Here is a 9,591-nt window from a genome sequence, read left to right as displayed (position 1 = left end):
CCCAGCCCCTCCAACACGCCGGCCGCGTCCCTCACGTACCCGTCGCGCGCCTCCCCCTCGACCACATCCACCGCCCCGTACCCCGCCAGATCGAGCGCGATGACATGCCACCCCGGCCCCGCGTCCCGCGCCGGCGACTCGAAGGACCACCCGTCCTGCGGCCCCCCGCCCCGGGGCCCGTACAGCACGAGCAGCGGCGCCCCCGCGCCGCCGAAATCCGTGTACGCGAGCCCGCGCCCGTCCGCCGCCCGCACCACTCCCGGCAGCGGCCCCAGTCTGTCGATCACCCGTCGCCGCAGCAGCCGGTACTCCTCCCAGCGCCTCGGCAACCGCCCGCCCGGCCGCTTCCCCATCAGCCGCCCCCGCGTCACCGTCTGCCCGAGCCGGAACTGCTCCCGCGTCAGATCCACGCTCATCCCCCCGGGCAGCACGTTCCAACAGTGGAACCCCTGCTGCCGCCCCTCCGACCAGACCTCACCCACCATCAACTCCCCGCCCACCAGATCCTGGACGAGCAGAGCCGTGATGTCACAGTGGCCCCAGGCCGGATTCTCGGCCGTCCAGGGCGCCCGCTCCACATCGTCGGGCGAGCAGGTCTCGGCCGACCATCCCGAGCGGATGGCCGCCTCAAGGTCCGCGAGAGTCCAGGGCGTCGTCATGTCACCAGCCTGACGCACCCCACTGACAACGAGGCCGGTCCTCCACCACGCCACCCGCGCCGGCGCCGCGATCCGGCTCGTGCCCCGCACCGCGACACCGACGACGGGCGTCCCCCGGTCAGGGCCTGATGAGCGGCGTCCAACCGGTCGGGCAGGTGAGCACACCGCTCGCCACGAAGGTGCAGGAGTTCTCGAACACGTTCCCGTCGGTGGTCAGCACCTTGACCTGCGCGGTCACTTCCAGGATGTTCAGCGACACGCCGCACGCGTTGCGCGGGAAGCCCGGGTTCGCGCTGGTGGAGAGGTCCTTCCAGACGTACGGCCCGTTCTCAAGGACCGTACTCGTCGTCCGACGCCCCAGGAACGCCTTGCCCCGGCTCACCACGGCGCTGAACTCCAGGCCGAACCGCCCCTGGGCCGTGTCGACGCCCACGCAGGGCTGAGCCGGACCCCGGTCACCCCTGGGACCCCGATCCCCCTTCGGACCACGGTCACCCTTCGGCCCCTTCGGCCCCCGCGGCCCCGTACAGCCGCTCGACGGCCCGGAGGCGGCGGACTTCAGCACCCTGGCCTTCGACTTCGAGCAACCCTCACCGCCCGTGGGCGCCCCCACCACGGCGGTCGACCCGTGCGCGGCGGCCATCGCCGGAGCCGAAACCCCCGACAGCGCGAACACCAGCGGCACTGCGACACCGCCGGCCAGCCACACGCGCCGACCCGACTTCACTCCCGACTTCACTGCGGAACCCATCCCTGCTCCTTGCGTCGTCCAACCGAACGGGGTGGAGCATCCCGCGCAACCCGGCGTGCACATGGAACGACTGACGGAATGTCGGACATGTGTCAGCGGTACGGACCAACGACACGCCGCCCCGTTGAGCCGAACGGCCGCCCCTCACCCGACCCGAAGGCCTGTCGCCGGCACGGCGAGACGGCAATCATTGCCCGGCGTCAACCCCCGTGATACACAGAGTGACCTGGTCAGAGCGTTCCGGCGGGGCACAGACCGCGAGCTCGGGTAAAGAGAGCCGCCAAGTCGGCGACGGCGGCGGTTTCATCAGCGAAGATAGTGCGTGACCCATGCCGTCGGGCACGGGCTACCGGAACTACCCATACAGGGGCGGTGAGTTACATGATCCTGGCAGCCGAAAAGGGCGACATCACCACCATCATCGGCGGAATCGCCCCGAACTGGGGGCCGTTCGGCAGTCTCGGCAACGAAGCGAAGGTCATGATCGAAGTGGTCATGGCCATCGCGATCCTCCTCTGCCTCGGCATCGCCATCTGGGGCGCCGCCAAGCAGCGCATCGGAGCGACCGCACTGCGCGACACCTTCAGCGCGGAACAGGGCAAGGGCCTGATCGTGGCCGGCCTCACGGGCGTCTTCATCATCGGATCCCTGGGCACCCTCTTCACGATCGTCTACGGAATGGCCGTCTAGCCGTGCCGCCCGCCGGCCGTCGTACCTGATGGCGAATCACCACACCGCATCCACGCGGGAACGAGCGCTACCGTCGTACGAGGCGGAGGGGGCGGACACGGAATGAGCAACGACGACCACTACGGCGGCGGCAACCACGGCGAAGTGGGCGGCACGGGCCAGACCCGTACCCGCCTCCCGGACTCCCCCTCCGACCCCTACGGCAACCCCCGCCGCACCCCCCGCCCCTCCCGCGGCCTCATCACCGCGGTCGGCGTGGTGGTCCTCCTCATCGCCGCCATCGCGTTCGCGAACCAGTCCCCGGACTCCCCCGCGAACACCGCGTCGAACAAACCCCCGACCGACACCGCCACCAGCCCCACCGGCACCCAACCGGTCACCGGCAAGTCCAACGGCATCCCCAAGGGCTTCGCCCATGACGAACAGGGCGCCCAATCAGCGGCCGCGAACTACGCGGTGGCTCTGGGGTCCGAGGGGATGCTCAAGAAGGACACCCGGCACGCCCTCGTCGACGGGATCTACACCCCGGAGGCGGCAGCCCGGCTCAAGGGCCCACAGGACGAGGCCTACTCGACCGGGTTCCTCGCGAAACTCGGCCTGGACGCCAACGGCAACCCGCCGTCGGGCAGCACCTTCGTCACCCGCACCATCCCGATCGGCACCAGAGTCGAGAACTACAGCCCGACCGCCGCGAAGATCGCGGTCTGGTACACCGGCCTGGTCGGCATGTCCGGCGACAAGTCCACCGACCCGGTCCGTACGACGTGGAAGACCTGGACCTTTGAACTGAGCTGGGTGGGGGAGGGCTGGAGAGTCGCCAACGGCATCCAGCAGGACGGACCCGCTCCGGTCCCCGGCGATGTCCCCGTGTCGACGTCCGACGACATGAGCAAGGCCATCAAGGAGTTCGGAGGGTTCACTTATGCCCGTTGACCCCCAGAGTCGACTCCGGCGCCGACTTCAGCTCGGCGGTGTCTTCGCGGCCGTGCACACTGCCCTGGTGCTGTCGGCCACCCGCGCTCACGCCGCCCCCACGCCGCCCACCACCCCAGCGCCTTCTTCCAGCAAGGACCCCTGCTCCCTCCTGGACGGCCCCTCCAAGCAGTACTGCGAAAGCGACACCGGCACGGGCGGAGCACCCCGGACCGGGTTGGCACCCAGTGACAGCAACGGGGACGCCCTCAACCCCCTGGCCTCCCTGGCCCGCGGCTGCGCCGACGCCGCCGCCTGGATCGTCGGCAAGCTCAGCGAGGCCATCAAGTCCACGGCCACCGTCGACTTCACCAACCCCGCCTTCCTCCAGCAGTACGCCGTCGTCTTCGCCGCGAGCACCATCCTCACCCTCGTCCTCTGGCTCCTCGCCGTAGCCAAGCGCGCCATCCGCGGCGTCCCCCTCACCACCGCCATGTCCGAGGCCATCGGCTTCCTCTGGCTGACCGTCCTCGCCTCCGCGTTCACCCCGCTGATCCTCTACACCGTCGTCTCCGCGACCGACGGTGTCACCGAGGTCATCGCCGCGGCCACCGGCGGCCAGACCGACGTCTTCTTCGGCTCGTTCTCCGAGGCCCTCAAGAAGGGCGACGACATCGGCGGCGGCCCGATCATGCTGATCGTCGTGGCCCTCGTGACCGTGCTGGCCGCCGGGATCCTGTGGCTGGAGCTCGTCATCCGCGCCGCCCTGCTCTACGTCGGCGCCCTCCTCGGCACGGTCGTCTACGCCGGACTCGTCGACCGCAACATGTGGGGCCACGTCCGCCGCTGGGCCGGCATCATGATCGCCGTCATCCTCGTGAAGCCGGTCATCGTGATCGTCCTCGGCCTCGCCGGCGCCCTCGCGGGCGAGAAGGGCCCCAACGCCTTCTCCGCCGTCGTCTCCGGACTCGCGATCATCCTCCTGGCGATCTTCGCCTCCGCGATGATCTACCGCTTCGTCCCCGGCTTCGGCGACGAGATCGCCTCCGCCCGTTCCAACCGCAGCAAGGCCACCGACGGCGCCCAGGCCGCGGCCGTCATCAGCTCCCCCGCCTCCCTCGTCTCCCAGGGCATCAAAACCCACAGCAGCCGCGGCGGCGGCGCCCACCGCGCGAGTGGCGGAGGCGGCGGCGACGCCAACCAGATCTCCGGAGGCATGGCCGCGCACAGCAGCCGAGGCTCCGGCAGCGGGTCCGGCGGCGGATCCGTCCCCTCCGCCACACCCCCGCCCCGCACCGGCTCGAGCACGAGGAACACAGGAGGTGACGGGCGTTGACCACCCAGTCCCACCAGCTACACCCGATCGCGCCCCGTCGCACGTATCTCATCGGCCGCGCCCGGCCGAACGCGATCGTCGGCAAGAACCGCGAAACCGGCGAGATCGCCCTGATCATCGCCGGCGCGTTCCTCGGCATGATGAGCGGACTACTCGTCCCCGACCTCACCCTGCGCATCGTGAGCCTCGCCGGCTTCCCCATGCTCGCCCTCGCCGCCGTGTACGTCCCGTACAAGGGCCGCACCTTCTACCGGTGGTTCGAGATCAGGCGCAGCTACAAGCGCACCCTGCGCCGCGGCACCACGTACCGCTCCGGCACCATGGAAGCCGGCATCCGGGGCTCCGACGGCCGCGAGGTCGAGGTCGGCCCGCCCCCCGGCATCGGACGCATCAGCTGGCTCGCGGCGCCCTTCGGGCCCGACGAGATCGCCGTCCTCCTGCACGCCGACCGCAGAACCGTGACCGCCGCCATCGAGATCGAGGGCCCCGGCGTCGGCCTGCGCGACAGCGAGGACCAGGAAGCCCTCGTCGACCGCTTCGGCACCCTCCTCAAGCACGTGGCGAACGGCGACGGCTTCGTCACCCGCCTCCAGATGCTCGCCCGTACCCTCCCCGCCGACCCCGACGCCCACGCCAAGGACGTCGCCCAGCGCGGGGACACCGCCGCCCCCGGTTGGCTCCGCGAGTCGTACGACCAGCTCCAGTCGATGGTGTCGACCTCCTCCGAGCAGCACCGCGCGTACCTCGTCGCCTGCATGCACTACTCGCGCGAACTCGCCGCCGAGGCCCACACCATCGCCCGCGCCTCGACCCCGCACAAGGGCCGCAAGCTCGACCGCGACGCCGGCCTCGCCATCGTCATGGCCCGCGAGCTCACCGACATCTGCGCGCGCCTCGCCGAGGCCGACATCCGCGTACGCCAACCGCTCGGCCAGGGCCGGCTGTCCTCCCTCGTGCACTCCATGTACGACCCGGACCACCCCATCGACCACATCCAGGCCATGACGAAGCGCAACGCCTGGCCCGCCGAACTCGACGCGGTCGAACCCACCTACCTCCAGGCCAAGACCCGCGAGTCCTCCACCCGCGCCCCCTGGTGCCACGCCACCGCCTGGGTGAAGGAGTGGCCGATGACCCCCGTCGGCGTCAACTTCCTCGCCCCGCTCCTCGTCCACACCCCGGACGTCATCCGCACCGTCGCCGTCACCATGGACCTCGAACCCACCGAGGTCGCCATCGAACGCATGCTGACGGAGAAGACCAACGACGAGGCCGACGCCAGCCGCGCCGCGAAGATGAACCGCACGGTCGACCCGCGCGACATCGCCGCCCACGGCCGGCTCGACCAGAGGGGTGAAGATCTCGCCAGTGGTGCGGCGGGAGTCAACCTGGTCGGGTACATCACGGTGTCCTCGCGTTCACCCGAGGCCCTCGCCCGCGACAAGCGCACCATCCGCGCCTCGGCGGGCAAGTCCTACCTGAAGCTGGAGTGGTGCGACCGCGAGCACCACCGCGCCTTCGTCAACACCCTGCCGTTCGCCACCGGCATCCGACGCTAGCCGGAGGGAAGTGCCGCCCATGCGAGATCCCATGTCCGCTCTGACGGACGCCTTCACCAGCTTCCTGTTCGGCAAGGTGGAGACCACCCGCCTGCCCGTCCGCACCTCCACCGGGCAGGCCCAGGCCGTCTACCTGCCCACCGCAGCCCCCGGCCTCGGCGACTCCGGCGTCATCATCGGCCGCGAGGTCTACAGCGGCAAGGGGTACATCTACGACCCGTTCCAGCTGTACGGACAGCAGCTCCCCGCCCCCCACTGGCTGGTGCTCGGCGAGTCCGGCAACGGGAAGTCCGCGCTGGAGAAGACCTACGTCCTGCGCCAACTCCGCTTCAAGGACCGCCAGGTCGTCGTCCTCGACGCCCAGGGCGAAGACGGCGTCGGCGAGTGGAACCTGATCGCCCAGCAGTTGGGAATAACCCCCATCCGCCTGGACCCCATCGCCGCGAACGACGACGGGATCCGCCTCAACCCCCTCGACCCGGCGATCACCACGACCGGCCAGCTCGCGCTGCTCCGGACCATCATCGAAGTCGCCATGGGCCACGGCCTCGACGAACGCTCCGGCTTCGCCCTCAAGGTCGCGCACGCCTACGTCGTCGACACGATCCGCGACCGCCAGCCCGTCCTCACCGACATCGTGGAACAACTGCGCCACCCCGAGCCCGAGTCCGCCCAGGCCATGAACGTCGACATAGACGATGTCCGCGCCTGGGGACTCGATGTCGCCCTGGTCATCGACCGTCTCGTCGACGGCGACCTCCGCGGCATGTTCGACGGCCCCACCACCGTCGGCATCGACCTCGACGCGCCACTGATCGTCTTCGACCTGTCCCACATCGACCGCAACTCCATCGCGATGCCGATCCTCATGGCGATCGTCGGCGTCTGGCTGGAACACACCTGGATCCGCCCGGACCGCAAGAAGCGCATCTTCCTCGTCGAAGAGGCCTGGCACATCATCAACAGCCCCTTCGTCGCCCAGCTGTTCCAGCGCCTGTTGAAGTTCGGCCGGCGCCTCGGCCTGTCCTTCGTCGCCGTCGTCCACCACCTCTCCGACGTCGTCGACGGCGCCGCCGCCCGAGAAGCCGCGGCCATCCTCAAGATGGCCTCCACCCGAACGATCTACGCCCAGAAAGCCGACGAGGCCCGCGCCACGGGCCGGGTACTCGGCCTGCCCCGCTGGGCCGTGGAAATCATCCCCACCCTCACCCCGGGCATCGCGGTCTGGGACGTCAACGGCAACGTCCAGGTCGTCAAACACCTGATCACCGAGGCCGAACGCCCGCTCGTCTACACCGACCGCGCCATGACCGAATCCTCGGCACAACACCGACTGCCCGACGATCTGCTGGCCGCCGAACTGGAGGCGGAGGAGCGAGCCCTCCTCATCGAACGCCACCACAACGGCCCCGGCTCCGCGACCACGGTGGCGTAACCATGTCCGACCCCAGACGTACGGATCCCCCCGCTCGGGCCGGGGGCGTCCCCGACGGGGCCCTCGTCGGCCTGCTGGCGTTCCTGCTCGGCGTCGCCGTCCTCGTCTGGTCGGCCACCGGCCTCTCGGCCCTGTTCGCCAAGGGCGCCTGGCCGGGCACCGTCACGTTCACCCGCACCCCGGACGCGGTCCGCGCCCTGATAACGGAACCCCACGACCTCCCCGGAGCCTGGCCCGAGACCGACCCGGCGGCCCTCTCCGGCTGGGGCCTGTTCTGGGGCCTGTTCATCGGCCAGCTCCTGATCCTGCTGGTCCTGACCATCTTCACCATGGGCATCATCGCCCGCACCAAGGCCCGCCGCGCCCTCCTCAAGCACCACGGCCGAATCGACCAGGATCCACAGCCCCAACCGATGCCCACCCAACCGGCCCCGCCGACCGCCCAGCCCCCGGCAGCGTTCGAGACCGCGAGCCCCGGGCCCACGGCCCACGGCACCCTTCGCACCGCGGACCGCCCCGCCCCGGCCGACGAGGCCCACCGCCATGACTTCGGCCACGCCCCGGCCCCGACGCCCACCCCGGCCCCCGTACCGGCGTCCGCGCAGACGCCGGCCCGCCTCGGCTACGCCACCCCCGCGGAACGCCATGCCACCGCCGCCCGGCACATCGCGGCGGCGGAAGGCGCGGTCCTCGTCGTGACGTCCTCCCCCGCACTCTGGTCGGAGACCAAGGACGCCCGCGCCAAGCTCGGCCCGGTCCTCCTCTACGACCCCTCGCATCTCTGCGACACCCCGGCCCGCATGCACTGGAACCCCGCGGAGGGCTGCGCGGACCGCGACCTCGCCGCCGTACGCGCCGTGGCCCTCCTGGCGCCCGTACGCCCCCAGGCGCGCATGGACGCCGCGGTCGCCGACACGGCGGAAACGCTCCTGCGTAGTTGGCTCCAGGCCGCGGCCCTCGACAACCGCCCGTTCAAGCAGCTGCACCGCTGGGCCCAGGGCACCAACGCCCAGGACCCCGTCCGGATCCTCCGTACGCACCCCCAGGCGGCCCCCGGCGCGGCCGGCGAACTCGAAAGCGCCCTCACCGCGTACCCGGAGCGTCGCGAACTGGCCCAGCACCTCGCCGCCGGGGCCCTGTCCTGCCTCGGTTCGATCCACATCCGCGAGGCTTGCAACCCGAACCGAACAGATTCCCTCACGCTGGCTTCGTTCCTGACCGAAGGGGGCACCCTTTATCTGGTGGGCGAGTCCCTGGAGGACCCGCGAAGCCACCCGGGTGCAATGCCCTTGCTGACGGCACTCGCCTCCAGCGTGGTCGAGCACGGCCGTCGCATGGCCGCACGGTCATCCCACGGTCGGCTCGACCCACCACTGACGCTGGTCCTGGACGACGTGGCGGCCGTCGCCCCCATTCCGCAGCTCCCGGAGCTCCTCCAGGACGACGCCCTGCCGCTGCTCGCGCTCTGCCGCAGCCGCGAACAGGCCCGCTCCCGCTGGCCGCAGGCCGTCTCCGCCTTCTAACGGCCCGCCACGGGCCGTTCCAGTACGTACTCCAGCTCCCGGGCCTCCGGGTCCGAGGGCGTGCCGACCACGATCCGGCCACTGGCCACGAACCCGTACCGGCGGTAGAACGCCTCGGCCCGCGCGTTGTCCTCGTGAACGAAGAGACGCACCCGCCCCAGCGCCGGCCCGTCCAGCGACCAGGCCCACTCCAGTGCGGCCGCGAACAGCGCTTCGGTCACTCCGGTCCCCCGCTGTGCGGGCCGTACGAACACCCCCACCAGGTGCCCCTGAGCCTTCTCCACGACCTCACCGAAGTAGTCGATGGTGCCGCCTTCCTCGACGAGCACGGTCACCGACCCGTCCCAGGAGCCGTCGGGAGCCTCGGCGACGAACTGCCGGACGGCCCGCCCGCTCGAAGCGCCCGCGGTCCGTCCCTGCCAGAACTCATCGGGCTGGGCCTCGGCCTCCACGACGTTCTCCAGGAAGGCCACCGGGGCGACAGGATCCCGCAACGCACTGAGCCGCAGCTCCTTGGCCTTCTCCCACTCGCCGGCAGACACCGGCCGCACCCCATGCAGATTCATAGTGCGGATCAAAGCACGACACCGGTGCACTCTGCACGCAAAAAACCAAAGCCCAGAAATGAAAAGGGTCTGGAACGCAGAAAAGCCCCGCACCCTGAAGGGTGCGGGGCTTTCCCACAATGATTGTTCGGCGGCGTCCTACTCTCCCACAGGGTCCCCC

General features: G+C 70.6%; 9 protein-coding genes. 6 read left to right on the top strand and 3 right to left on the bottom strand.

Annotated elements, in window-relative coordinates; translation table 11 throughout:
* Together ADK55_RS40665 and ADK55_RS05860 are read right to left on the bottom strand one after the other, a co-directional pair.
* The coding region (locus tag ADK55_RS40665) for a YunG family protein (protein ID WP_324611170.1) at window positions 1-659 on the bottom strand (659 nt) is incomplete at its 3' end.
* Between the two features lie 118 nt (window positions 660-777).
* A complete protein-coding gene (locus ADK55_RS05860; protein ID WP_053676384.1) occupies window positions 778-1,410 on the bottom strand; it encodes a collagen-like protein in 633 nt (210 codons plus the stop codon).
* 381 nt (window positions 1,411-1,791) lie between these two features.
* Between ADK55_RS05860 and ADK55_RS05855 the strand changes: the two genes are divergently transcribed.
* The 6 genes from ADK55_RS05855 (at window position 1,792) to ADK55_RS05830 (ending at window position 8,865) form a co-directional block, all read left to right on the top strand.
* Window positions 1,792-2,100 carry a hypothetical protein gene (locus tag ADK55_RS05855; RefSeq protein WP_053676383.1) on the top strand — a complete coding sequence of 103 codons (309 nt, stop codon included), beginning with the start codon at window positions 1,792-1,794 and terminating at the stop codon, window positions 2,098-2,100.
* Between the two features lie 102 nt (window positions 2,101-2,202).
* The gene (locus tag ADK55_RS38340; RefSeq protein ID WP_053676382.1) at window positions 2,203-3,033 is read left to right on the top strand and encodes a hypothetical protein; all 831 of its coding nucleotides are present in this window, start codon (window positions 2,203-2,205) and stop codon (window positions 3,031-3,033) included.
* Window positions 3,023-4,348: a hypothetical protein gene (locus ADK55_RS05845; protein ID WP_234349913.1), complete on the top strand. Its 1,326-nt coding sequence runs from the start codon at window positions 3,023-3,025 to the stop codon at window positions 4,346-4,348. Before ADK55_RS38340 ends, ADK55_RS05845 begins: the two co-directional genes overlap by 11 nt.
* Entirely contained in the window at window positions 4,345-5,907 is a 1,563-nt protein-coding gene (locus tag ADK55_RS05840; RefSeq protein ID WP_053676381.1) for an SCO6880 family protein, read from the top strand. The genes ADK55_RS05845 and ADK55_RS05840 overlap by 4 nt, the downstream gene beginning before the upstream one ends.
* Before the next feature lie 19 nt (window positions 5,908-5,926).
* Window positions 5,927-7,342 carry an ATP-binding protein gene (locus ADK55_RS05835; RefSeq protein WP_053676380.1) on the top strand — a complete coding sequence of 472 codons (1,416 nt, stop codon included), beginning with the start codon at window positions 5,927-5,929 and terminating at the stop codon, window positions 7,340-7,342.
* Window positions 7,343-7,344: 2 nt separating this feature from the next.
* A complete protein-coding gene (locus tag ADK55_RS05830) occupies window positions 7,345-8,865 on the top strand; it encodes a type VI secretion protein (RefSeq protein WP_053676379.1) in 1,521 nt (506 codons plus the stop codon).
* Here the strand turns inward: ADK55_RS05830 and ADK55_RS05825 are convergent.
* The gene (locus ADK55_RS05825; protein ID WP_053676378.1) at window positions 8,862-9,431 is read right to left on the bottom strand and encodes a GNAT family N-acetyltransferase; all 570 of its coding nucleotides are present in this window, start codon (window positions 9,429-9,431) and stop codon (window positions 8,862-8,864) included. The genes ADK55_RS05830 and ADK55_RS05825 overlap by 4 nt on opposite strands.
* Window positions 9,432-9,591 lie beyond the last annotated feature (160 nt).

The organism is Streptomyces sp. WM4235, assembly GCF_001279725.1.
Lineage (GTDB): Bacteria > Actinomycetota > Actinomycetes > Streptomycetales > Streptomycetaceae > Streptomyces.
The sequence above is the reverse complement of the archived record's forward strand: the minus strand, read 5'-3'. Positions and strand labels throughout refer to the sequence as shown.

Bases quoted from the DNA above. Each gene is read 5' to 3' on its own strand.
- ADK55_RS05860 (WP_053676384.1), bottom strand. From the start codon at position 1,410: ATGGGTTCCGCAGTGAAGTCGGGAGTGAAGTCGGGTCGGCGCGTGTGG.
- ADK55_RS05855 (WP_053676383.1), top strand. From the start codon at position 1,792: ATGATCCTGGCAGCCGAAAAGGGCGACATCACCACCATCATCGGCGGA.
- ADK55_RS38340 (WP_053676382.1), top strand. From the start codon at position 2,203: ATGAGCAACGACGACCACTACGGCGGCGGCAACCACGGCGAAGTGGGC.
- ADK55_RS05845 (WP_234349913.1), top strand. From the start codon at position 3,023: ATGCCCGTTGACCCCCAGAGTCGACTCCGGCGCCGACTTCAGCTCGGC.
- ADK55_RS05835 (WP_053676380.1), top strand. From the start codon at position 5,927: ATGCGAGATCCCATGTCCGCTCTGACGGACGCCTTCACCAGCTTCCTG.
- ADK55_RS05830 (WP_053676379.1), top strand. From the start codon at position 7,345: ATGTCCGACCCCAGACGTACGGATCCCCCCGCTCGGGCCGGGGGCGTC.
- ADK55_RS05825 (WP_053676378.1), bottom strand. From the start codon at position 9,431: ATGAATCTGCATGGGGTGCGGCCGGTGTCTGCCGGCGAGTGGGAGAAG.